The sequence below is a fragment of the Arthrobacter sp. Y3221087 genome (genome assembly GCF_059089905.1).
Genome location: NZ_JBNHFE010000001.1, coordinates 316,037 through 340,151 on the forward strand (window position 1 = coordinate 316,037; position 24,115 = coordinate 340,151).

Here is a 24,115-nt window from a genome sequence, read left to right on the forward strand (position 1 = left end):
CGGTGTTTGAATTGAATATGCGGGCCAGCCAGCAGCTTTCACGCCCAAACATCGTCCTTATCCTGGCCGATGACATGGGTTATGGCGACTTTGGATTCGTAAATGGTCAGCTGAATTCGACCCCGGAACTCGATTCTCTTGCATCTGACTCGCTCGTCTTCACGCAGCACTACTCAGCTTCCCCAGTTTGTGCCCCCGCCCGTGCTGCGTTCCTCACCGGTCGCTATCCACAGCGGACGGGCGTGATCGATACTTTAGAGGCACGGGGGACGGACAGACTTTCCCTTGCCGAAGTCACTCTGGCCGATGCCCTGCAGGCCAGCGGCTACCGAACAGGCCTGATAGGAAAATGGCATACGGGGGCGATCGGTGAAGCATATGCCCCCGGAGAGCGGGGCTTTGAGGAATTTGTCGGTTTCCGTGGTGGTTGGCAGGACTACTGGCAATGGAACCTGGAAGTGCAGGGGAAACGTCTACATTCGGATGGCAGGTATCTCACTGACGTCCTTGCCGATGAGTCGGTGAAGTTCATCCAACGCCATGCCGGAGAGCCGTTTTTTCTCCATGTGGCCTTTAACGCCCCCCACTTTCCGTTCCAAGCCCCGAGCGAGCTCATCGGAAGGCATCGTTCGGCGGCCCCGAACGAGGTGGTCGCGACCATCTACGCCATGGTTGAGGCGATGGATCGAGGGGTTGGACGGATTAGGCAGGCGTTGGTGGATGCAGGCATTTCGGACAAAACCTTATTGCTGTTCACCAGCGACAACGGACCGGACCATGGGGGAGAAGGCGCCCATTCGGCGGCCAGATTTAACGCCGGCCTGAAGGGCGCGAAGCAATACGTTTACGACGGCGGCATTCGGCTTCCGCTCATTCTGCACTGGCCTGATGGTGCCACTCCAGGGAGCACAAACCAATTGGCCCATTTCATTGACTGGTACCCCACTCTTCTGGGAGTAGCTGGAGCAGAAAATCCGAGCGGCTTGCCCCTTGATGGTCAGGATTTGCGCCCTGTCTTTACCGGTTCAAAAGTGGAATACGGCCCCCGCTTCTGGCAGTGGACCCGCTACCAACCCATGCTGGCGTCGAATGCGGCGATGCGGGACGGGCGCTGGAAACTGGTCCACCCGGCCATCCCCGGAACCCTGGATCTGGATCCGGAGGACGAGAGGATCGATGCTGAAATAAAGGTCCGGCCAGAACTCTATCCAGAACCTGTCAACGGGCCTCCGACCGTCCCTTCGCTGCCTGAACCAGGGCCCGTCCAACTTTTCGACATCAGCGAGGACGAGTGGGAACGCTACGACGTCGCCGCTCGCTACCCCACTGTTGTGGCTCGGATGGAAGCAGAACTGAACCGATGGTTCGCGTCGGTGGAAGCCGAGCGGCGCAATACCTCCTCGAGGCCAGCAATGGGGAGGGAGAAGGGATAGCCATGAACAGTAAGACGAGACCAAATGTAGTTCTCGTCCTGGCCGATGACCTTGGCTGGGGGGACCTAAGCTGCTATGGAGCGCAAAGGATCACGACGCCGAACATAGACTCACTAGCGGCCGAAGGGGTTCGTTTAACGGACGCCCATGCAGCGTCTGCGGTTTGCACGCCCAGCCGATATTCCCTTCTGACAGGCCGGTACAGTTGGCGCAGCCCGCTGAAAAAAGGGGTGCTGATGGGTCACGGTCCTGCTCTGATTGAGCCCTTCCGGGGCACCCTCGCATCAGTGCTGAAAACTGCAGGATATTCCACCGCAGCAATCGGCAAATGGCATTTGGGACTGGGGTGGAAACACTTTGACGGCACCACGTGGAATGCCTTCAGCGGTTCAGATCCCCTTGAATACCAGCTTGGCGATCCTCTCGTGAAGCATCGGGACATGGATTTGGACTCCGGCGTTGACATCGATTACTCGAAGCCCTTCACTGGAGGCCCGCTTGAACTGGGTTTCGATCAGTTCTTTGGCATTGCCGGTTCCCTTAACATGCCTCCCTATGCGTTTTTGCAGCAGGACCGTACGGTGGGGGTTCCGAGGCGGAAGAAGAGGCGCTTCCTGCCCAGTCAGCGGCCTGGTTTTGAATCCGATGATTGGGACGAACGTGAAGTGGACCTCCGGTTCACGGCGGAAGCGGTCCACTTCATCCAACGCCAGGACAGCAAAAGTCCATTCTTCCTGTATTTCGCGCCTTCGGCCCCGCACCGGCCCCAGGTCCCCCCTGCGTTCCTTAGAGGCTCTTCGCAGGCTGGACCCCGCGGTGATTCGGTCGTTTTTGTTGACTGGATGGTTGGTGAGCTGGGGAATGCCCTTCGCGAGGCCGGCCTTCTCGATAACACCCTTTTCATATTTACCAGCGATAACGGAGCTCCGACCATCTTCCCTGATGACGGAGATACTCAGGCGCACCGGGCAAATGGCCCTTGGCGAGGGCAAAAAGGCGATGTCTGGGACGGCGGTCACCGGGAGCCCCTGATTGCCCGATGGCCGGGGACAATAAACCGGGGGGTGGTGGGTGGCTCGCCTTTCGGTCTCATTGATCTGCTTCCCAGTATCGCGGCCCTCCTGGATTTGGAGCTGCCCGCTACTGCTGCCCCCGACGGCGTCGATCGCTCTGCCGTCCTGCTGGGGGCTTCCGCTGATGAGGAGGTGCCGCTTGTTCTGCACAGCATGGGCGGGGCCTTCTCAATCCTCCGTGGGCGGTGGAAAGCCATATTCGCCACGGGATCGGGGGGCGGGCTTTCCGAGCCCAAGGGCACCAACCTCAGCCCGGACCACCCTGTAGGCCAACTGTACGACGTGGTGCAGGACCCTTCAGAAACGACGAATCTTTGGAAAGAGCACCTCGATGTCGTAACCGACCTCTATGCAGCCCTCGTCGAGATCGTTGATACCGACAGCGGGTTGCCCTTGGGGGTCACGTTTACAGAATCTTCCCCCGCTCGCGGGCCAAGCAGCTGAGAAGGAGAGAAACATTCGACCCTCACCTGACAAATCATGCGTGCAATGTTACCCATCCCAAAACATGCCGCGTCTGGCAGGTTCCTGACAGCTTAGTTGCCTGGGGCGCGAGCGAAGAGTCTTGACGATCCAAAGGAGAATAGCAATGAAGAAGCCATCGGCCCCTGCGAAAGGGCTTGTCGCGGCCGCGGCTGCGCTTGGTCTTGTCACCGGCTGCACGCCTGGAGGGGATACCTCGGATGAAAAGGTGACAGAACTTAACCTGCCTGCGGTCGAAGCGCCCTGGTTGGAGGGCTACAGGAAAGTCATCGCTGACTACGAGAGCGAAAAAGGCATCAAAATAAACCTCACGTCATTTCCGTTTGACGGGCTGCTGACCCAAGAGGCCAATGCCGCCCAAAGCGGCTCGAATGCCTTCGATCTATTCCTGATCAATGAACAATGGGTCGGGCAGTTTTACGACAACGAGTGGGTACAGCCACTCGAAGACGTGAACTCGGACTTCGAATGGGACGAGAACCTTATCGAGTTCGCTGGAATTGGCCGCTGGGATACGGACGCACGCAGTACTACCCCGGATGGAACACCTTATTCCCTGCCCATCAACGGCAATATTCATGAATTCATGTACCGGACCGACCTTTACCAACAGCTGGGTCTCAATGTCCCGACGACTTGGGACGACGTCGTCGCCAATGGGAACGCAGCCAAGGCAGCAGGTGCTGTCGGTAACGGCTTCGTGGTGAGGGGTAAGACGCCATCGTACGACTTCAGCGCCTTGCTGTACTCCTATGGGGGGAAGTGGTTTGAAGATGAGACCGGCGGGAATTGGAAACCAGCCATTGACTCTTCTGAATTCAGGCAGGCCTTGACGAAGTTCAAGGAGCTGGCCGACATCGGGCCGGCAGCACCGCAAACGATAGCCCAGGCCGAAGCGATTTCGCTTATGCAAAGCGGGGATGTCCTGCAAACAGCTCTTGTGACAGCCAACGCTGTCCCGCTTGAGAACCCGGCTGCCTCCCGGGTTGCCGGCAAGATCGGTTACGCCAAATTGCCGGGCGGCACACCCGTCAGCGGTACGTGGACGATGGGTGTTCCGACGGGACTGCCTGATAACCGTTCTGCTGCAGCCTACGATTTCCTGACCTGGCTTACCAGCAAAGACACCATGCAGAAATGGGAAGGTTACGGCGGTGTGACCACGCGTGCGGACGTTACCAGCCAACGGCCGGAACTTCAGGTCCTCATTGATTCAGAAGAAGATATTCGCGGCGGCCTGCGGTACCCCTTCACTCCCGCCCTGCTCGACGTCACTGATCCGGCTATCGGCGAGTACCTCGCCGGTACCAAGAACTTGGAGGATTCGATCTCTGTAATGCAAGACCGTCTCACAGAGGTCGTGGAAAAGGCAGGCTTCCTGAAATGAGCACCACGGCCAGGGCCGGTGCCACTTCCGGAGGCCGGGATGTGGACCGGCCGCACGGGCACCGCATGCACCGGCGGAAGCAAATTCACTGGTTCAAGTACCTCTCGGTCCTGCCCCTCTTGATCTTCTTCCTGGTACTGGTTGCATTTCCGGTCGGGCAGCTTGTCTGGATGGCCTTCGGAAGGGTCCGGCTGGTCGCGGGTAACTTCTTGTGGAGGCCGGTCGGTTTCGACAACTTTACGGAGATGATGTCGGACAGAGTGTTCGGCATTTCACTGTGGAATTCTGCTGTTTTCATCACCTCCACCGTTGTCCTCACCCTGGTGCTGGGCGTACTGCTGGCCCTGGCAACGGAGCGCCTGATCCGCGGACAACAACTGGCACAGAACGTCATCATCTGGCCTGCCATCATTGCCCCTGTTGTCATCAGCGTTATCTGGCTGCTCATTCTCAGTCCCCAGATCGGCCTGCTGAACCGCATACTCATCAGTCTCGGAATAAACCCCCAGGCCTGGTTGGGCGACAACTTCGGGGCGATGGCCAGTGTCATCGTGGTCGACGTGTGGCACTGGACGCCGATAGTTTTCCTGTTCGTCTATACGGCGCTGCGGGGTCTTGATACAGAGGTGCTTGAGGCAGCCAGCGTCGACGGCGCCAGCTATATGCAGCGGGTGCGATTCGTCATCCTGCCTCTCCTCGCGCCAGCAATACTGGGTGCCGCGGCAATCCGGATCATCATGGGTGTGAAGGTCTTCGATGAAATGTACCTCCTCACCTTCGGCGGGCCAGGTACAGCCACGACCGTCATCTCGATTTACCTGCGCTCCGTGTTCTTTGACGCCTTTGAATACGGCTACGGGGCTGCCCTGAGCGTCACGGTCGTGCTGCTGGTCCTGCTGACACTCATCCTCGTGTTCGTTGCCCGGTCATTTATCAGGAGGTTGTCCCGTGCCTGAAGTCCAAACCGCCTCCCCCGGAAGCGAAGCCCGCCAGCGAACTGGAGCTTCAAAACAGTCAGGCGGTCACTGGATCGCCCGCCTGATTGTTATCGGAGCGGCCATCATCACCATCGTTCCACTGATCTGGATGATCTTCATTTCACTCCAGAAACCACGGGTCATCATCTCCATGGGCTGGGGCGCTGAATTCGCGGTGGATAACTTCGCGGAGATTTTTGATCCCCGCGCGGTTTTCGGTGGGCAGGTCATCAACAGTATTTTGCTCGTCATCTCAGCGACCGCGATCACACTCGTCATCAGTGCGCTTGCCGGCTACAGCCTGAGCCAGTTGCAATGGTCCAACCGGGTTGTTGTAACGGTGCTTTCGGTCTCCGCCCTGCTCCAGGTTATCCCTCCGATGACCCTGGTCCCGGGACTTTATGCAACGCTGACCAACTACGGACTCGTTAACAGCCTCACTGGGCTTATCCTGCTCAATACCGTGTTCAATCTCCCATTCGCCACGATCATGACAAAGTTCTACTTCGACACCATCCCTGGTGAACTGCGCGAATCGGCAGCGATAGATGGCGCCAGCGAATTCGGCGCCTTCCGGACGGTTATGTTGCCTCTCGCGGCACCTGGGATAGCCGCGGTGGCCATCTTCACGGCCATTCAGGTCTGGAACGAGTTCCTCTTCGGCCTGGTATTCACCACAGGTGGTTCACAGGCACCGATTACGGTGGGCATCGCCGCGCTAATCCAGCCCCAGGAGATAAAGTTCGGAGCAATGGCCGCGGTGGGAGTTGTCACCGCCGTTCCCATCATCCTTCTAGCTATCGTCGCTAACCGACAAATTGTGGCCGGGCTCACCGGCGGGGCAGTCAAGGGATAAGCGCTCATGTCGATACTTGGCGAACCGGCGCGCCCTCATAGGCAACCCAACATTGTACTCATCCACTGCCACGACCTTGGGGATTGGTTGAGCACTTATGGATACCGAGGAGTTCCAGACAGCCGCTTACAAGGCTTCGCCCAACAGTCGCTGGTCTTTGATTCAGCATTTGCGACTGCTCCACTGTGCACACCTGCGCGTTCATCACTCTTCACCGGCCAGATGCCCCACCAGAATGGCCTGATGGGGCTTACCCACCAGGGATGGCGCTACGCACCAGGGGCCAGGACGCTGCCTGAGATGCTCTCACCGCTTGGCTACCACACGACGCTGATCGGTCTGCAACACGAGGACTTCGACGCGCGGGTGCTGGGTTTTAACGAAGTCCTGGGTCTCGGGTTCATTCCCCGGGCCCTGGAAGTAGCCCGGCTGGTACAGCGCTGGTACGCACACAACCAGAACAGCAGTCCCTACTTTGCCACTATCGGGATGTGGGAAGTTCACCGGCCATGGCCTCCGGAGGACTACCGTCCCGCTGATCCCGCAACTGTGGACGTACCGCCGTACCTGCCTGACAACGGGCATACACGTGCTGACATCGCGGGATTCTATGGTGCCATTCGGCAGATGGACGAAGCATTTGGGCTGATCCTGTCAGCCATCGACGCCAGCCCGGATGCAGGCAACACCATCGTCATCTTTACCACGGACCACGGGGCGGCATTTCCGAGGGCAAAGAGCACGCTCTACGATTCAGGCGTCAAAGTGACCCTGCTTATTCGTCCTCCGCTTCAATGGGGTGTCCCACCCGCCCGGGTCAAGACGCTGGCGAGCCACTTGGATATCGCACCCACACTTGTTGAGCTGGCCGGGGGATCAGTGCGGGAGGAACTGGCTGGCAGGAGCTTGGCCCCCCTGTTGCTCGGTGCGACCCGTGACTTGAACGAGACGAGGGAGCTCTTTTTTGAGAAGACATATCACGATCGATATGATCCCATGCGTGCAATTCGCACTAACGATGCAAAGTACATCCGCAACTACGTGAACGGACCACTGCTTCCTCTTCCGGCTGATCTGGAAAACAGTGAAACGAGGGCGGGAATGGGAAATGCGCACCTCGGGCCGCGTCCAAGGGAGGAGCTCTATCTCCTGGGAGACGACCCTTGGGAACTGTCCAATCTCGCTCAATCGGAGCATCATGCCGAGTTCAAAGCCAGGCTGTCGGAGGACCTGGATCGATTCATGGAGGAATCGTCTGATCCGCTGTTAGAGGGGGATGTGGATGAGCCACCGGAACCACACAGAATGTGAACTCACAGAACTACGAGATCTCCCGTGGAATAAATGCATTGAGGGGATCCTCCCTGACCATCTCTGCTTGCCCGCCGCCACTGACCGGGAGGCAGCAGCCGTCGTGTTGCGCAGTTGCATGAAGCGAAAACCAAGAATGGAGTTGTCGGCGCAGATCGGCTATTTGCCCAGCATTGCTGGGGTTGCCGATCTCGTTTCTCCTCTCGTCGGGATCCGACTGAAGATCGTAGAGTTCGTGTGGACCGAGAGGGTATCTGTGCACGTACTTCCAATCATGGGTACGGATCATGCGGACGGGGCCATATTCGTCAAACACCACAACCGGGCGCCGTTCCGCCGCACTCCAGCCATTAGCTAGGAGCCACGCGAAGCTTCTGCCAGGGCCCTGCTCGAACTCATATGAATCAATACCCACCAGCTCCAATAGAGTCGCCGCCATGTCATAGCCGGACACTAGGTCGCTCAGGACCTGGCCTTCTGGAATCCTGCCAGGAAAGGCGAAGATCGCGGGAACCTTTACCGATGAGTCGTACATGTTTAAAGGCAAAGTTCCGTTGCCCTTTCCCCAGATCCCGTGGTGGCCGCAGTTGAACCCGTTGTCGCTCGAGAAAACGACCAAGGTGTCCTCCGCCAGGCCGAGTTCCTGCAGACGGTTCAAAACCCTGCCGACAGCCTCATCCATGGCGGTGACAGCTGCGAAGTACCCGACCAGGGCAGCCCTGGTATCGGATTCGCCCGCAATAGCCGCGCCATTTTTCGTAGCCAGCCAGGGATGTGGTCCTTCCTGCGGACAGGACTCGAAGCTGCAATCCCTGTACACCCGCTCAAAGCGCTCCGGGTGCTGGCCTGTCCACGGCTTGTGCGGGGCTGTGAAATTGAGGGATAAAAAGAATGGTTCCGGGCTTCTGGCACTCGCTTCTATAAAGGCGATAGCCTCATCAGCAAAGACATCCGTGAGATAGGCAAGGGGAGTCTCTTTAGCTGATCCCCTGTATATCGTTGCCTCGTGATAGTCGCTGCTGCCGCCTTGCAAGGCGTACCAGTATCTAAACCCGGCCCGCGGCAGGTCACTGGCACCAAGATGCCATTTCCCGACGAAGCCAAGACGGTATCCGTTTTCCGCCAGGGTGGCCGTGAACAGGTGCTGGCCCTCGAGAAAATCGACTCCCGCTTCGCCCGCCTCATGCCCCACGAGGAAATCATGTACTCCATGGCCGGACGGTACAGCCCCCGTGAGCAAGGTCGCCCGAGCCGGTGAGCAGACGGGTGAGGCACAAAAGAAATTCTCCAAGCGGGCACCACGTTCAGCAAGAGCGTCCAGATGCGGAGTGAGGATCTCATTGTTTCCTGAACAACCGAGGGCCCACTGCCCCTGATCATCGCTCAAAATGAAGAGAACGTTTGGTCGGCGGTGCACCGGACTCCCTTCAGTAGGCTCTACGCCATTGATTTTGGATTGTAACGGCGCCGGCGAACTCCTGGTAGGTCCCGGAGTGCCAAGGGAACTTCGTCGGGCCAATTACTGAAAGGCGGACGCGAGTATCGTTTGGACTAACCCTTTGCGGCTTTCCTGATCCAGGCTAGGAGCAGATTATGGCGCTAGCGCGAGTGGGGTCTTCGCTGGAGGCCTACGCAGGCATGTTGGCCTACGCGGGAGATATTCACAATCACTGTGACATCAGCTACGGCCATGGCAGCCTCGAAGAAGCCTACGTCAATGCCCGCCTCCAGCTCGATTTTGCCAGCGTCACTGGTCACGCCAGCTGGCACGATATGCCTGATCGCCCCTCTCACGTGCGTGAGTATCACAGCAGGGGATTCGCACATCTGCGTGACGAATGGGACCGCGTTCAGGAAGTTACCGAGTCGGTCCACGAGGACGGCCGATTCGTCACGCTGCTCTCCTTCGAGTGGCACAGCATGCAATACGGTGACCACTGCATTTACTACAAATCGGGTCAAGGGCCGCTGTCTCCGGCTTCCGCTCGTAGCCTGGAGCAGCTTCGCCGTGAGCTGAGGAAACTAAAGAGGAGCGGAATCGATGCCTTCGCAATCCCTCATCACATCGGTTACAAGTCGGGCCGGCGGGGCATCAATTGGGAAACGTACAATGAGGAGTTTTCCCCGGTCGTTGAAATGCTCTCCATGCACGGATGCGGGGAGTCCGACCTGGCACCACGGCCATATTTGCACACCATGGGTCCAAGGGATACAGCCAGCACAGCCCAGTACGGCCTCCACCTAGGCAGAATTTTCGGCTTTATTGGATCGACCGACCATCACAGTGCGCATCCGGGAAGCCACGGCTACGGAAGAGCAATGGTGTGGGCAAACGAGCTTACGCGGGATGGCATTTGGAACGCCCTCCGGGCAAGACGCACCTACGCAGCCACCGGCGACCGCATCATGGTGGCGACGAGTGTCAACGGTTCCCCCATGGGCTCGGAGATCCTCAGCAACGACAAAAGGGAGATCGCAATAGATGTGATGGGCGGCGACGCCATCGATTACGTGGAGCTGGTCCGTAACGGGGAAGTTATTGCGCGAACGTCTCCAGCAGGAACCAGGGACGAGGACTTTGACGGAGTGCTCTCAGTCACTGTCGGATGGGGAGAAGTCGGAGTCAAAACAGCATGGGACGTCGAACTCGAAGTCCTTGGAGGGCGCATTACCGCTGTTGAGCCGCGGCTGCATGGCAATGACGTCGTGGCTCCCAGCGATTCAATCGAAGGCACGTGCAGCTTCTCCGACTGGCGGCAAATTGACGATCATCGCCTAATCTTCTCGACCGAAACGAGGGGCAATCCCACCGTCACGACGGATGCAACCCAGCAACTTGCACTGCACGTAAGGGGGGATGACGACACTGTGCTCCTCGGTAGATTCAACGGTGTCGAGATGCGGCACTCAATCGCAGAACTTCTGCAGGGCTCGCGAGCCGGATATACAGGAGGTTTTCTTTCCGGCGGGATCCTCCTCCACCGGGCCTCCCCCCGAAGCAGCCGGCAGGTGCAACTCGAACTCCTGGACTCCGGAACTGGAGGACCTCGCGACTGGTACTACGTACGGGTTCGGCAACACAACGATCAGTACGCATGGAGCTCTCCAACCTGGGTTGACTCTTAGACGTGGTGAGGATGATCATCGGCGGAGTTGGGATCACGAAACCACCGAGGTCACCGCCCTGACAGGGGGGACGCCCGTACGCGCCCCAATTCCATGAAGCCGACCGATCAGATCGACTTCCCACAACCGGCGGCAACAACTCAACTATTCCTTCCGTAACCAGACCGCCCAGTTCAAATGGCTGCTGTGACCAAACCCAACACGTAATTATTTGTCGAGTCACGGTCGGGCATCCCATGACGGCCTGGGCCCAAGGTCGTTTCCCGCCGATGCTGGAAAGGTTCAGGGCCGGGTAGGACTGAGGGCGCGCCCATTCTGGTTCAGCTGCCTGTACACGAGGCGGACGGTATTTGGACCATGGAAGAGGGTGTCTAGGTGCCGAGATATGGCACTCCCCTGCCTATTTAAGAAGCCGATAATGGATATTCCGTCAACCTGGGCGCCTCCTCCGCCTGGACAACGGGAGTTGCTATCCCCACGGCTTGGTGGGATTCATGGGTATCAGGTGTCCTCAGACTTCGAGTTGCAGCCGGTCCCTGGCCTGCGCGGACGAAGCCTGCGCGCCCTGTCCGCCCGGGCCGGCGACCGGCTTCACCCGCCGGAACGCGGCCAGCACGGCCCGCCCGATGACCGTAATCCCTACGATCGTTGTGATGGCGCGCAGGGTGTCCCAGCCCGCCGTCGACGTGACCAGCGAGTACAGCAGGAAGCTGGACAGGTTGGTGCTGAGCGGCGCCCCCGGCTGGTACGAGATGCCCGTGCCGGCGCCGACGGCGAAGGGCCAGAACCACAGGTTGGTCAGCAGGCCGAACAAGTAGGACGCCACCGCGCCGTAGCCGCACAGCATCCACAGCTCCGCCTTACCGCGCACCCGCCGGGGGAGCAGGCCGGCCCCGGCACCCACCCACGCGCAGGCGAAGATCTGGAACGGCGTCCACGGCCCGATCCCGCCCCACAGCACGCTGGAGACGGCGATGGTGGCGGCGCCCAGCAGGAGGCCGAAGCGGGCACCGAACGCGCGGCCGGCCAGGATCAGCAGGATAAAGACCGCCTCCACGCCCCCGACGCCGGTACTCGCCACCCGTACCGCCGAACCGACGGCTGCCAGGACGCCGAGCAGCGCCACCATGTGTGCCGAGCGGACGGACCCGTCGAGGGACAGGACGACGGCGATGGCGGCCAGGGGTGCGATGGCCAGCGCTGCGTATGGGACGGCTGCGGCGGCATCCTGCGGGAGGGCCGTGGCGAGCAGCGGCCAGCAGAACGCACCAAGCGCCAGCAGGTTCGCGGCCGCGAGGACCGGAAGCTCGACGGCGCGCGGCAGCTGGATGCGGCGCGGTTTCACGGCACCGGGAAGCTCCGTCCGCCGGTCCGTGAACTGCGGTGCCGCGATGCGTGCTGGGGCGGCGCTGGCTGCCGCGGCACTGGACGGGGCTGCTTCGACGGTAGGTGTAGGCGCGACGCCGTCACGCATCGGCAGGATCCGGGCGCCGAGACGCTGCGCGAAATCGAGGTCGTGGGTGGCGATCAGGACGGCCGCGCCCGCGTCCGCCGCAGCCCGCAGTGTTGCGGCTACTGCCGTGCGGGCCGCCGGATCAAGCCCGCGGGTGGGTTCATCGATCAGGAGAACCTGCGGATCGTCCATGGTCTGCAGCGCGATGGCCAGGATCCGGCGCTCGCCAGCTGAAAGATCCCGGGGATGCTCGTGCGCGATTGGGATTGCCACGTCTCCCCGCAGCCGGGCAAGGTGGGACGCCGCAAAGCCGGAGGCGGGCTGGCCGCCGTCCTTTCGGCGTGCAAGGCGGCGCTCAGCAGCGCGGAGCTCGCCGGCAACGGTGTCCCGGGTAAAAAGGTCGTCCGAGGCGTCCGGCACCAGGGCCACCCGGCCGCCGTCGGAGGAGATGTTCCCGCTGATACCGTCACCGGCCTTACCCTCGCGGAGGGCGAGCGCCACCAGAAGGGACGACTTTCCGGCGCCGTTTGGCCCCACCAGGGCCACCACTTCGCCGCGGTGCAGGGTGAGGGACGCGTCGCGCACCAGCGGCTGGCCCTTGCGGTGCACCGCGAGGTTCGCCGCCGCCAAAACAGGTTCGTCCTGCGGCTGCTCGGCCGGGGACGGGCGGACGTCAGCAGGCCGCGGAGAGGCGGACGGCGTGGCACCCTGGACCCCTGCAGTTGGGATCAATGTGCCGTCGTCGATGGTCCACCAGGAGTCGGCGACGGGCACGAGCGGCTCCGCGCGATGCTCCGCGACGATGACGCAGACACCTGCGTCGTGGGCGAGGGCGTGCAGCACGGCGGTGACGCGTGTGCGGGCTGCGGTGTCGAGGTCGGCCAGGGGCTCGTCCACCAGGAGCAGGGCGGGATGTTCGACGACGGCGGCAGCGATGGCCACAAGCGTAGCTTCACCTGCCGAGAGGGTACTGAGGTTGCGGTCCAGCAGCGCGGTCACCCCGACGCTCTCCGCGACCTCCAGCACCCGTGCCTTCGACGCTTCGGACGGCACGCCGCGCAGCTCAAGAGCGAGGGAGATTTCGTCCCGGACCCTGGTGCTGGCAAAGGCGGCGCGGGGGTTCTGCAGGACGACGCCGACCAGGCGTGCGGTATCGCGCGGGGGAGTGGCGGCGCGGTCTGCTCCGGCCACGCGCACCGTGCCGGCGATCTCGCCGCCGTCGGCATGGGAAAGGAGCCCGGCGATGCCGCGGAGGATGGTGGACTTCCCGGAACCCGTGGGCCCGGTGATGACAGTGATGGACCCGGGTGGCGGCGCGAATTCGGAGACATACACCTGCGCCTCACCGATGCGGAAGTGCGCGTCCCGGATCAGGACCGCTTCTGGGGCGCCGCGTGCGGGCTGGTGGGACACCCGGCTGCCAAACCCGCGGAGCTCCAGGGCGGCGGCAACCCGGCCGGCGTGCTCGAGGGTCCGCTCGAGCACGGGAACAAGGGCGCGGGGCCCGAAGCGTTCGCCCCGTAGCCGGAAGGCCAGGCGCACCGAGTGCACGGCGTCCGCAAGGGCCGGCAGCGCAGCCCACGCCACCACCAGCATCCGGGCGATCCCCTGCATGGGGCCGCCGCGGGCCAGGTGGACGAAGCCGCGGGCCACGTCCACGAAGGAGTTGAGGATGCCGAAGCCCAGGATGATGCCGGCAATCGGCAGGGCGGACAGGACCGCCTCCCACAGGCCGGATCCCGTGACCGCGCCGAAGAGCACTACATGCGCGTACGGCGCGGGCAGCCGCACCGGCGGCAGGTCGAGCAGGACCGGGGCGCCCCTGCTGGCGCCGTTGAAGAGGACGCGGTAGATGACCCGCGCCGCGATGAAGATGGCGGCCAGGGCCACCCCAGCACGTAGCGGCGCGGGTCGGAAGGTCATGCCTTGGGTGCGGCCGGTTCGCCGTCGACCGTGTAGAGCAGTTCCAGGCTCTCGCCGGGGCTAACCTTCAGCGTGGACAGGCCTTCCTGGGCGTAGGCCCACTCACCGTCGGCTGGCTTAACCCAGAGGGACCAGTACGCGAAAGCGGCCGGCATGCCCTTGCATTCTTCGCGGTACGTGCCGGCCTTGTGGGTGATGTCGAGGTCCGCGGCGGGCACGCCGTTCACCCGGCAGACCAGCTCGGTGGGGTACTGCTCGGTGCCCTCGGTTTTGATGGCTGCCTCGGCGAGAATTTCAGATGCCACGGTGGGCTCGGTGGCGGACACGCAGGTGGAAGTGTCGGCTGCATCCTGCTTCAGGGCGCCGGAATCCACGATGACCTGCACGCCGTCGCAGTTCTCAGAGGCTGCGGCGGACGACGCCGCGGCGGTGGTGGCCGGTGCGGAGGTGGCGGGCTGGGTGGCGGCCGGTGCTGAACAGGCGGCGAGGGAAAACAGGAGACCTGCGGCGGCGAGGGAGCTCGCGGCGGCGGTGCGGATGTTAGTCAAAGTCACCTGATAAGGGTAGGGCGTGGCCAGTCAGGATCGGGATGCCGCCACGTTGTGTGACGCCAGGCTTCACGTCAGCCGGCGGGACGCCCCACGCGGAACAGCACCGACGACGGCGGGAGGTTCCGCCGTCGTCCGCCGTGTTCCTTTGGGACGTTTCCACATTGGCAGACCCCTCGATGCTGATGCTAATCCGTTGCAGGAGTTTTCCGAGGCACGCCTGGACGGTGAGCTCTGGGCCACCAACACCGCGTTCATGAACTTCCACCCGTTCAACGACCTTGACCTGATGGGATGTCCCGCCGTCGTCTGCCGGAACGTGCGGCTTCCTGGCTCATATCGTGACTGTCTGTACCTGCTCCTCCCTGTCCACCGGCAAGAACCGGAAGGCGAAGACCGTCCCACAGGTACGTGGAGGGTCGCATAGTTAAAACTGCCCTCCGCAGGTAGGATCCAATCTTGCGATAATGGCATCGGCAGCAGCGGCTGCCCGGCTGGTCGCAGCCGACCCAGCTGCCTTTGTCCAATTGATGAAAGCAAGCGCGCTATGACCGAACCGACGCGGGCAGTAGGCGTCCGGCACCCGGTCGGACAGGACCGGCGACGGGTCGAGATGGCCTCCGACACACTGCGGATGCTCGCCGAACCAACGCGGCTGCAGCTGCTCTTGGCGCTGACCGCCGGACCGGCCACGGTCTCGGAGCTGATCGAGGCCACCGGAGCCGGCCGAACCACTGTGAGCCAGCATCTGGCTAAGCTGCGCCGGAGCGGCTTTATCGATGCCCGCAAAGTCGGTCGCAATGTTATCTACTCCATTCAAGACCGACACCTGAACCGGCTGATTGAGGAAGTCCTGATCTACACCGGCACCCGCCTCGCAGTCGAGTCTGAAGGTGATTGACTGGCTCCCTGGCTCACGCGCTTTCAGACTTTTGCCCCGGATAGCAGACCCCGTGAGAGTCAGTCAGAACCTCGTCTTGCGGTCTGTTGACTTATGGTTTGGAGGGGAGCAAAATTCTGATCATATCCGATAGGTGCGCCGGCGCTGTCGTGTTTCTTTGGTAGCCACGCACCGCGCAAACCTCTCGTCCGGGCCTTTTGCTGGTAGTGCCGGAGCAGCCATTGCCACCGCCCTTATCCTGACGCGACGCGGACGACGCTGAAGGAGGCGCTGTCCATGAACGCGATGAGTGGCTCTTCGGGTGCCATCACCTTCCTCAACGCCCATGAGGCGGCGACCCTCGATGTGCTGGCGGGGTTGATAATTCCCGGTTCGGAGGATGATCCCGGGGCCCGCGAGGCGGGAGCTGTCACGTACATTGACCGGGCCCTGGCCGGCCCCTACCGGCACCTGCAGCGGTTGTACCGTGCTGGCCTTGCCACTCTCGATAGCAGCTGCCGTGAGCGACAGGGCCACAGGTTCATTGATCTTGACGAAGGCGAGCAGAACTCCGTCCTGGAGCGGCTTGCCCAGGGTGGGCTGGATACTGCCGTTGCCGCCGAACGTTCGGAGGCTGCGGGTGAGGAGATGTCCGGCATCGGATTTCTGCCATATTTCTTTGCGGTCGTGCGGCAGCACGTGGTCGAGGGCACGTTCGGGGATCCGGCGTACGGGGGTAACAGGAACGCCGTCGGATGGCGCCTGCTGGGCTTCCCCGGAGCCCATTGGGGTTACGGCGAGGAGGAGATGCGATACGGGTTTGATGCCTCCGCACTCCCGATCGTAACCCTCCAGGATCTGCGGAACGAGCGAGAGCAGCGGAAGGGAGAGCCTGATCGTGGCTGAGCATGCTGACATAGTGATCGTCGGTCTGGGAGCTGCCGGCGGAGTGCTGGCGAATGAGATGGCGCAGGCCGGAATGCGCGTCGTCGCCCTGGAAAAGGGTCCGCGCTATGCGGATGAGGATGTCGAGGTCAAGCACGACGAGCTGCGGTACTTCGTCCGTCAGGAAATTTCCCCTCATATGGCCAGCGATCCCATCACCTGGCGGCCTAACGCGGACACGACCGGAAAAGTCCTGCCGTGGTCCTCAGGGCCGCTTGCGCTCGGACCTCTGTTCGTCCCTCCGTCCATCGGAGTGGGCGGTGGAACTATCCACTGGGCGGCCTGGGCCTGGCGGTTCCGGGACGCCGAGCTTCGCCTCCGGTCAACGCTGATCGAGCGTCTCGGAAAGGACGCCGTGGCGGATACGGCCATCGTCGATTGGCCGATGGGGTATGACGAGCTGGAACCGTACTACGAGCGTGCCGAGTACGAGATCGGAGTGGCCGGTAAGGCCGGCAACCTCAATGGGGAGATTCAAGACGGGGGCAACCCATTCGAACCACCACGAAGGCGGGAGTATCCGATGCCGCCGCTGCGTATGACGGCCGGGGACAGACCGTTCTCCGAAGCAGCAAAGCGGCTCGGCCTACACCCGTTCCCCGCCCCGGCCGCGGTGAACTCGGTGGAGTACCAGGGGCGAAGCGCCTGCGTGTACTGCGGTTTTTGCAGGGACTACCCCTGCCACGTCCGTGCCAAGTCCAGCAGCGCAGTGGCGCTCCTTCCCAGGGCCCTGGAGACCGGGAACCTCGACATCCGCCCTTATTCGCGGGTCTTCGAGGTGAAGCGGGACGCGGCCGGACGGGCCGCCGGGGTCCGTTACTTGGACCTTGTTCGGGAAGAGGAACGTGAGATCGACGCCGGGTACGTGGTCCTGTCGGCGTACGCGCTAGAGAACACGCGGCTCCTGCTGGCTTCGGGCATCGACGGGAACGGCATCGTCGGCAAGTACTTTATGACGCACAACTACGGCTGGTTCACGGGAACGCTGCCAGACTGGAGCAACCCGTTCGCTGGTCCCGCAGTTGCGACCAGCGTCGTGGATGACTACACCTCGGAGCTCGTCACGGGGGACGGCGCGGTCTGGGGCAGCCCCATCATTGGCTTTGGCGGGGACGTCCAGCCGGTGGAAGCCACCAGGAACATGCCCGATTCCGCGCCTAAATTCGGGCCGGGGTTCAAAGACTGGATGCGGGACAATTACCGCCGCACCTTCAGCATGTACCATCAAACCGCTACGTTCCCGCGCGAGGAATTCTTCTGCGACCTCGATCCGAAGGTCAAGGATGCCTACGGTCAGCCCGCGCTGCGTATCACCCATGACTGGACGGCCCGAGATCAACAGGACGTGGAGTTCATGCAGGGCAAGAAGCGCGAGATCGCCCGCGAAATGGGAATGCGCGGGTGGTGGGAGGCGCCGAGCGCCCCGCCGTACCACGTCTCGACCCACGAGGTGGGGACTCATCGCATGGGTGATGACCCGAGTACCTCGGTGGTGGACCGTTACGGCCAGTGCCACACAGTGCCCAACCTGTACGTCCTGGGCGGGGGACAGTTCCCCACCTACGGCGCCTACAACCCCACCCTGACGATCTACGCCCTGGCCTACCTTGCAGCCGATCACCTTCGCGCGGAGGCCGGAGCGAAGGCCGCAGGGGAAGTACGTAGCAGCTGACCGGAGAGGTGCAAGGCAGTGCCAGTCGTACAGGTCCACATGCGGGCAGGCCGCTCGATCGAGGAGAAGCGCCGGCTCATCGAGGCGATAACCGACGCCGTGACTGGGGTCCTGGGCTCAAAGCGGCAAAGAGTGGTGGTCATCCTTGATGAGATCGACCCGGAAAGCTGGGGACAGGGCGGCCAGCTTTTGGCTGACGAACTATCAAATCCGGAGAAGGCATAACAGATGCTACTTATGGCCTGGGTATCGGGAAACTATTCACCGGCGTTATCCCCTCTGAGAGGTGACGCGGGAAGTGTCGTGAGATGACTGCCGAATCGGTGGCTTCGCTGCTCACGTCGTTCAGCCACGCCACCCTTTATGACCTTGAGCAGCCCCGCTACGCAGGAGCCCCGATCTTCGCTGCACACCGTCCCGGCTTCGTATACACGCTCCACCGCAGGCACGAACCCGGAACAGGTGAACCCAGGACCAGCGCCTCGGGCCTGATCATCGCCGCTGAACACTCCGGGACACACATTGATGCCCTCTGCCACCAGGCTCTGGGCCTGCAGATGTTCGGCGGACGCCAAGTGGATGCGCAGGTGCAGACTCCTGCAGGTTTCGGCGAACTCGGGGTGGAAACCATCGCACCCATGGTCACCCGGGGAGTCCTCATCGATGTCCCCCGGTACCGGGGAGTGGACCGGCTCCCGGAAGGCACCACGGTGGGGGCGGATGAGCTGGAGGCAGCCGCCTCCGTCCAGCATGTCTCGGTAGGAGCAGGTGATGTCGTCCTCGTACGAACCGGAGACGGATCACAGTGGCAAGACCCCGAGGCATACCTCCGGGGCTCGGGAATCTCCGCTGAAGCGTCCGAGTGGCTCGCCGGACAGCGCGTGCAGGCAGTAGGAGCCGACAACGTAGCCTGGGACTCCACCCAGCCAGATCCCCAGCGCGGGAGCCTCCCCGGCCACGTGGTCCTCATAGTCCAAAACGGAATCTACATTCTTGAAAACCTCCAGCTCGAAGGGCTTGCCGCATCCGGGCACCAGGAGTTCCTCTTCGTGTGCCTCCCGCTGAAAATGGTCGGCGTGACAGGATCCCCGGTCCGCCCCCTGGCGGTGGTTCCAGCATGAGACCCGGATCTCCATCCAACCAACAACAGCACGGTGACAGCCTGACCTGAGAGGAGAAGGCAAAATGGCAACGGAACAGCCGGCCGGCGGGCCGGAGCAGGCAACTCCCAGGAACCGAGGCCGCGTTCCAGCAACCGCGGTCGGGGCGCTCATTTTCCTGTGGCTGGTCTACGCAATGAACGCCAATACCCGCCAAATCTTCTACTACGTGCTGCCACCGATGGTTGAAGAGTTCGAGCTGTCACCGGAGGAGGCAGGCATCGTCAGCACAATCGTGACCGTGGCCACGGCAGCGCTGGCAATTCCGGCCGGCGCCTGGTTCGACCGGGGCGGGCACGGCTGGGCACGCAAGTACCGCAACGCAATCGTGGCGGCCGGATATTTCCTGTTCTCCATACTCACCGGCATTGCCGCGCTGACGAAGACGATCTGGAACGTCGTCGTAATCCAGTCGATCAAAAATGCCTTCGGCGGCGCCGGCGAAGCGGTCGAAGTGACCGCAATGGTCGAGTGGTACCCGGTGGAGAAGCGGGGTCTGGCACTCGGGATACAGCACGCCGCCTATCCATGGGGAACGGGTCTCGGCGCCATCGCTACGGGGGCAATCCTGGCAACCTTCGGCCCCGAGAACTGGCGCTACGTCTTCCTGATCATCCCGCTGGCGATGATCCCCATCTGGATCAGCTGGTGGTGGTACAGCTCCCCGAAACGCTACCGGAAGTTCGAAGAGGAAACACAGGCGGCAGGGCTAACGAAGCCTCTCGCCGCTGGAGCCGGCGGCGCAGAGCAGCAGCACGCCCAACCCGGTGCCTTGCGCCGAAGCCTGGCTAATCCGAACATCCTGGTTCCGGCGCTGGCATCCATGTTCGGGATCATGATTTACACCGGGATCAGCTTCTGGCTGCCCGCATATATCGCCTTCGTGGGCGGCTTCAGCTTCGCGGAAGCCGCCGCCTACAGTGCCGTGTTCACCATCACCGGCGGGATTGGTCAGATCTTCTGGGGCATTGTCTCCGACTACATCGGACGAAAGATCAGTCTGATCATCGCGTTCACATGGCTGGCACTCGGCCTCTACCTGCTGCGGTTCTCTGCGGTGAGTTTGACCGTGCTGATTGTGGTCCAGCTCATCGCGGGCCTGGCCACGAATGCCATCTTCCCTGTCCTCTACGCCTTCGGCTCGGACTCCGCAGAGAGAGGCGCGGTAGGGACTGCGAACTCGATCCTCCTGTTCTTCCTTTACCTTGGAGGTGTCTCCCCCCTCGTCATCGGATGGCTGATCGGACTTGGAGGAGGATTCGCAAATGAAACGGGATACTTCTACGCCCTCTACTTCCTCGTGGCTGTTTCGCTCATCTCTGCAATCCTCATCGCGCTGTTCACCCGCGAAACGGTAGGGCGCTTCAAGGACCGTGACCGCGCCCTGGTCTCCCGCGAACGGACTAATGTGCGGCCGGGACTTCCCCAAGAGTGAGGCCCTTTACCTGCCGCCCCCGGGCTGAGGCCCATGTCATTGATCTGATCCGATGAACAAGGAGGAGAAACCGATGGGAATGAGTTACGAGCAGGCACGTCAGGCGTTGGACGCAGCATTGGCCAAGGCCAGGGAGATCGGCTCCCCTTCCAGCGTGGCCATCGTCGACGCGGGACGCGAACTCCTGGCCTTCGCACGGCAGGACAATGCACTCTTGGCCAGCACCGAGATTTCGGCGGGGAAGGCCTACACCGCTTGTTCGATGAAGATGGCAACCAAAGACATCGGGCCGTTGACCCAGCCGGGCCAGCCTCTATACGGCCTAGAGCACACACACCAGCGTCCCCTCATTACCTTCGGAGGCGGACGGCCCTTGGAAATCGGCGGTGAGATTGTTGGGGCCGTTGGAGTCGCCGGCGGCACCGTGGATCAAGACGACGAGATAGCGGCCGCCGCGGCCGCAGCGTTCAGCCAGCAGCCTTAGGAGGACTGGATGCAGCTCGAAGGAAAAAGGGCGATCATCACCGGTGCCGCTACGGGCATCGGGGCAGTCACCGCCCAGATGTTCGCCCGGGAAGGTGCGGCGGTTATCGTAGCGGATATCAACCAGGAGAACGGTCAACGCACCGTCGAGGAGATCCGTAACCAGGGCGGCGCAGCGCACTTCATCCAGACCGACGTGACTAAGGAGAGCGACGTCGAGGCGCTCATCCAGCAGGGAGTAGAGGCACTGGGCGGCCTTGACATCCTCTTCAATAACGCAGGAGCACAGCGCTCGGGCCCGATAACCGAGTTCGATCAGACCCAATGGGACCTGCTCATGGCAGTAAACCCCCGTTCTTGCTTCTTCGGAATCAAGCATGCCGTCCCTGTCCTTCGCGCCCAGGGCGGCGGTTCCATCATCAACATGGCTTCCCTGGCTGCCGTGAAGGGAGGCGCGGGCCTGACCGCATACGCCGCGTCAAAAGGCGCCATCGTGGCCTTCACCAAGGCATTGGCCCCGGAGCTTGCGCCGCACGGGATCAGGGTCAACTGCGTATGCCCCGGATGGATAGACACCCCATTCAACAGGCCCGCGATCGATTACATGGGCGGACCGGAGGAACAGGAACGCGTCGTAAAAAAAATCGTCCCGATGGGCCGGCAAGGAAAGCCTGAGGAAATCGCGCCGATAGTCGTATACCTCGCCTCCGAAGGCTCCTCCTATATGACCGGCCAGGCGCTCGTGGTGGACGGGGGCGTGTACTAGCATCAAACGTCAGCCGGCCACTGTCATGAGGGCCGCGGCTGCCACGAACATGGAAAACCGAAGGTCGAGCATTAGAGCACCGTGATGCTGCACATAAGTGGTTGGAATGATGGGTGCGAGAAGTCCCGGTCAAACATGAACCTGCCGAGGGAGAGCAGATGAGCGAATCACGGATTGCCGAGGCGATTGCATCCGTCAAGGCCTACCTGACTGCCCACCCTGACGAGGCCCGCTACCGGGACTCGGCTGCGTCCGCCGTCGTAGAGGACGGCCTCCGGGTCCGCGTAACCGGAGTCGACGGTGCATCGCTCGTCACGGACATGGTGGCGGGGGTCGGTGGAACGGCATCGGCGCCGTCGCCGGGTTGGCTTTTCCGTGCAGCTTACGCGTCGTGCACCGCCACCTTGATCATGATGCGCGCCGCCGAACAGGGGGTGGCTTTGTCAGGCTTGAAGGTTGACGTGGACAGCGAGTCTGATGACCGGGGCATCCTCGGGATTACGGAGGAAGTCCCTGCTGGTCCTGCCAGCATGAAAGTCATAGTTCATGCAGCCTCGGACGATGACGAAGGAGCGGTCCGGGAAGTTATCACGTGGGGGCTGAACCATTGCCCTGTGGACGATGCGGTTCGGCGCCATGTTCCGGTTGAGCTCGAGGTCCAAATAACCGAAGTCTAGAAGGCATTCCTCCTTCTGGCTACAAATGACAAAGACGGCAAGCCCGATATTCCCGTATATGCCCTTCGAACCGCTCTGGCAGGGGCAATACCTGCCGAGCTGGGCCAGTTCGGTGCGATCGAGGAATCGTGGAACCTGCCGGCGAAAAGCACCTGGGCCTGTTCCGGACCATGCGGTACCCGGAGAAGGTCCATGCGCTGAAGCGGGCCTCCTGAAAAAGCTTGAGGCCGCGCTTAACGGTGGGCAGACTGACCAGAAAACAACTGGCCAGACAAAAACTGAGGAGAGTTCGACTGGCCGGTCGGCATCCTCGGTCGCGCTCAGACCTGGTCGGCAGCCTCGGTCGCGCCGGCATGACGGGCGCAGCTTGCGCAACAGTACATGCCTTCGGCGCTCTCAACCCCGTGGCCTAATCTCCGGCAACCGCAGCGGCTGCAGACAGGTGCCATGGCATGGATGGCGCATTCAAAACTGTCGAACGTTCCGGACTGGCCGCCTTTACTGATGGTGAAGGCCTTGTCGTAATCGTTTCCGCAGGTATCGCAGATCGCCATGTTCAACACACTCCCTCGTCGATGACGGGCGGTTCAGCCACCCCTCCATTCAGCAGCTAACGACGCTTGGTGTTCACGCTGTTGGAACCGGTGCGACCTTGGCCGTTCTTTTGTAGCCGGAAGTCTCACAAGGCGCCGCAGCCTGGACTCCCATCGCTGGACTGCGAACATCCCCTGCTGTTACAAGGAGTACTCCGCCAACGCCACCAACTACGTCCGGTTCAGCGTCGCAGGCAACAGCTCGGACGGCGCCGAGGTCCTGAGCTGGGAAAAGGTCCCCTTCAGCTCGTAAGGCCGGCACCTCAGTAAGGGAACGACGGCGGGTGCCCACCCGCCGTCGTTCGGGGTCTGGACACGGGCAGCGGCCGGATTTATGGTGCAAATGTGGCGGCTGCCTGACTGGCAGGAAGGCAAATGCTGCCAGTCCGCTGTTGCTGCCGCCCGTCAGAAGGAGGAAGCAGATGGAACACGTCGAAGAGACCGTGGAAGTCGATGTCCCGGTGCGGACCGCGTACAACCAGTGGACCCAGTTCGAATCCTTTCCCCAGTTCATGTCCGGTGTGGAATCCGTAACCCAGCTGACTGACCGGACGAACCACTGGGTCACCAAGGTGGGTGGTGTAAAACGGGAATTCGATACCGAAATCGTTGACCAGGAACCTGACGACCGGATCGCCTGGCGCAGCACCGACGGCAAGTCCCACGCCGGCATCATCAGGTTCACGCCGGTGGATGCCAACCACACCAAGGTCAGGGTCCACTTCGAATGGGCCCCGGAGACCGTCACCGAAAAAGCCGGCGCGGCACTGAAGATCGACGAGATGCAGGTGAAGGCCGACATGCGCAAGTTCAAGGCCTTCATTGAGTCGCGCGGCACCGAAACCGGTGGCTGGCGCGGCGAAGTCAAGGACACCGGCCCCACCGGGCAGTTCTAGGAGTGCCGGCGGGACCAGTTGGGGAAGCAATGCCCCAC

General features: G+C 61.9%; 20 protein-coding genes and 1 pseudogene. 17 read left to right on the forward strand and 4 right to left on the reverse strand.

What is annotated here, in order from left to right:
• Nucleotides 1-2 precede the first annotated feature (2 nt).
• From AC5RUO_RS01445 to AC5RUO_RS01470, 6 genes are all read left to right on the forward strand, one after another.
• Nucleotides 3-1,433, forward strand: a complete 1,431-nt coding sequence (locus AC5RUO_RS01445; RefSeq protein WP_494102602.1) for a sulfatase-like hydrolase/transferase — start codon at nucleotides 3-5, stop codon at nucleotides 1,431-1,433.
• A gap of 2 nt (nucleotides 1,434-1,435) precedes the next feature.
• Nucleotides 1,436-2,950 carry a sulfatase family protein gene (locus AC5RUO_RS01450; protein WP_494102603.1) on the forward strand — a complete coding sequence of 505 codons (1,515 nt, stop codon included), beginning with the start codon at nucleotides 1,436-1,438 and terminating at the stop codon, nucleotides 2,948-2,950.
• Nucleotides 2,951-3,095: 145 nt separating this feature from the next.
• A complete protein-coding gene (locus tag AC5RUO_RS01455) occupies nucleotides 3,096-4,376 on the forward strand; it encodes an extracellular solute-binding protein (RefSeq protein ID WP_494102604.1) in 1,281 nt (426 codons plus the stop codon).
• Nucleotides 4,373-5,332: a carbohydrate ABC transporter permease gene (locus AC5RUO_RS01460; protein WP_494102605.1), complete on the forward strand. Its 960-nt coding sequence runs from the start codon at nucleotides 4,373-4,375 to the stop codon at nucleotides 5,330-5,332. Before AC5RUO_RS01455 ends, AC5RUO_RS01460 begins: the two co-directional genes overlap by 4 nt.
• On the forward strand, nucleotides 5,325-6,209 hold the full coding sequence (locus tag AC5RUO_RS01465) for a carbohydrate ABC transporter permease (RefSeq protein WP_494102606.1): 885 nt from the start codon (nucleotides 5,325-5,327) through the stop codon (nucleotides 6,207-6,209). The genes AC5RUO_RS01460 and AC5RUO_RS01465 overlap by 8 nt, the downstream gene beginning before the upstream one ends.
• Nucleotides 6,210-6,215: 6 nt before the next feature.
• Complete coding sequence (locus AC5RUO_RS01470; protein ID WP_494102607.1) at nucleotides 6,216-7,520, forward strand: sulfatase family protein; 1,305 nt, start codon at nucleotides 6,216-6,218, stop codon at nucleotides 7,518-7,520.
• Nucleotides 7,521-7,530: 10 nt separating this feature from the next.
• Here the strand turns inward: AC5RUO_RS01470 and AC5RUO_RS01475 are convergent, their stop codons facing one another.
• A complete protein-coding gene (locus AC5RUO_RS01475; RefSeq protein ID WP_494102608.1) occupies nucleotides 7,531-8,937 on the reverse strand; it encodes a sulfatase family protein in 1,407 nt (468 codons plus the stop codon).
• A gap of 176 nt (nucleotides 8,938-9,113) precedes the next feature.
• Here AC5RUO_RS01475 and AC5RUO_RS01480 point away from each other — a divergent pair, with 176 nt between their 5' ends.
• Complete coding sequence (locus AC5RUO_RS01480) at nucleotides 9,114-10,646, forward strand: DUF3604 domain-containing protein (protein ID WP_494102609.1); 1,533 nt, start codon at nucleotides 9,114-9,116, stop codon at nucleotides 10,644-10,646.
• A gap of 511 nt (nucleotides 10,647-11,157) precedes the next feature.
• Here AC5RUO_RS01480 and AC5RUO_RS01485 read toward each other — a convergent pair.
• Both AC5RUO_RS01485 and AC5RUO_RS01490 read right to left on the reverse strand, forming a co-directional pair.
• Nucleotides 11,158-14,022: an ATP-binding cassette domain-containing protein gene (locus AC5RUO_RS01485; RefSeq protein WP_494102610.1), complete on the reverse strand. Its 2,865-nt coding sequence runs from the start codon at nucleotides 14,020-14,022 to the stop codon at nucleotides 11,158-11,160.
• On the reverse strand, nucleotides 14,019-14,576 hold the full coding sequence (locus AC5RUO_RS01490; RefSeq protein WP_494102611.1) for a hypothetical protein: 558 nt from the start codon (nucleotides 14,574-14,576) through the stop codon (nucleotides 14,019-14,021). Before AC5RUO_RS01490 ends, AC5RUO_RS01485 begins: the two co-directional genes overlap by 4 nt.
• Before the next feature lie 541 nt (nucleotides 14,577-15,117).
• Here AC5RUO_RS01490 and AC5RUO_RS01495 point away from each other — a divergent pair.
• The 9 genes and pseudogenes from AC5RUO_RS01495 (at nucleotide 15,118) to AC5RUO_RS01535 (ending at nucleotide 22,588) form a co-directional block, all read left to right on the forward strand.
• Nucleotides 15,118-15,471, forward strand: coding sequence for an ArsR/SmtB family transcription factor (locus AC5RUO_RS01495; protein WP_494051818.1), 354 nt, complete (start codon nucleotides 15,118-15,120; stop codon nucleotides 15,469-15,471).
• A 276-nt stretch (nucleotides 15,472-15,747) separates the two neighbouring features.
• A complete protein-coding gene (locus AC5RUO_RS01500) occupies nucleotides 15,748-16,356 on the forward strand; it encodes a gluconate 2-dehydrogenase subunit 3 family protein (RefSeq protein ID WP_494102612.1) in 609 nt (202 codons plus the stop codon).
• A complete protein-coding gene (locus AC5RUO_RS01505) occupies nucleotides 16,349-18,067 on the forward strand; it encodes a GMC family oxidoreductase (RefSeq protein WP_494102613.1) in 1,719 nt (572 codons plus the stop codon). The genes AC5RUO_RS01500 and AC5RUO_RS01505 overlap by 8 nt, the downstream gene beginning before the upstream one ends.
• 15 nt (nucleotides 18,068-18,082) lie before the next feature.
• Nucleotides 18,083-18,292, forward strand: a pseudogene (locus AC5RUO_RS01510) (tautomerase family protein); the annotation flags it as partial.
• 83 nt (nucleotides 18,293-18,375) lie between these two features.
• Nucleotides 18,376-19,188 carry a cyclase family protein gene (locus AC5RUO_RS01515; protein WP_494102614.1) on the forward strand — a complete coding sequence of 271 codons (813 nt, stop codon included), beginning with the start codon at nucleotides 18,376-18,378 and terminating at the stop codon, nucleotides 19,186-19,188.
• 64 nt (nucleotides 19,189-19,252) lie between these two features.
• Nucleotides 19,253-20,662: an MFS transporter gene (locus tag AC5RUO_RS01520; RefSeq protein WP_494102615.1), complete on the forward strand. Its 1,410-nt coding sequence runs from the start codon at nucleotides 19,253-19,255 to the stop codon at nucleotides 20,660-20,662.
• 73 nt (nucleotides 20,663-20,735) lie between these two features.
• On the forward strand, nucleotides 20,736-21,146 hold the full coding sequence (locus AC5RUO_RS01525; RefSeq protein ID WP_494102616.1) for a GlcG/HbpS family heme-binding protein: 411 nt from the start codon (nucleotides 20,736-20,738) through the stop codon (nucleotides 21,144-21,146).
• A 9-nt stretch (nucleotides 21,147-21,155) separates the two neighbouring features.
• A complete protein-coding gene (locus tag AC5RUO_RS01530; RefSeq protein ID WP_494009555.1) occupies nucleotides 21,156-21,911 on the forward strand; it encodes an SDR family NAD(P)-dependent oxidoreductase in 756 nt (251 codons plus the stop codon).
• Between the two features lie 158 nt (nucleotides 21,912-22,069).
• Nucleotides 22,070-22,588 carry an OsmC family protein gene (locus AC5RUO_RS01535; protein ID WP_494102617.1) on the forward strand — a complete coding sequence of 173 codons (519 nt, stop codon included), beginning with the start codon at nucleotides 22,070-22,072 and terminating at the stop codon, nucleotides 22,586-22,588.
• A gap of 320 nt (nucleotides 22,589-22,908) precedes the next feature.
• Here the strand turns inward: AC5RUO_RS01535 and AC5RUO_RS01540 are convergent, their stop codons facing one another.
• A complete protein-coding gene (locus tag AC5RUO_RS01540) occupies nucleotides 22,909-23,142 on the reverse strand; it encodes a metallothionein (RefSeq protein ID WP_494102618.1) in 234 nt (77 codons plus the stop codon).
• A gap of 461 nt (nucleotides 23,143-23,603) precedes the next feature.
• Here AC5RUO_RS01540 and AC5RUO_RS01545 point away from each other — a divergent pair, with 461 nt between their 5' ends.
• Complete coding sequence (locus tag AC5RUO_RS01545) at nucleotides 23,604-24,077, forward strand: SRPBCC family protein (RefSeq protein WP_494051813.1); 474 nt, start codon at nucleotides 23,604-23,606, stop codon at nucleotides 24,075-24,077.
• The last annotated feature ends 38 nt before the right edge of the window (nucleotides 24,078-24,115 follow it).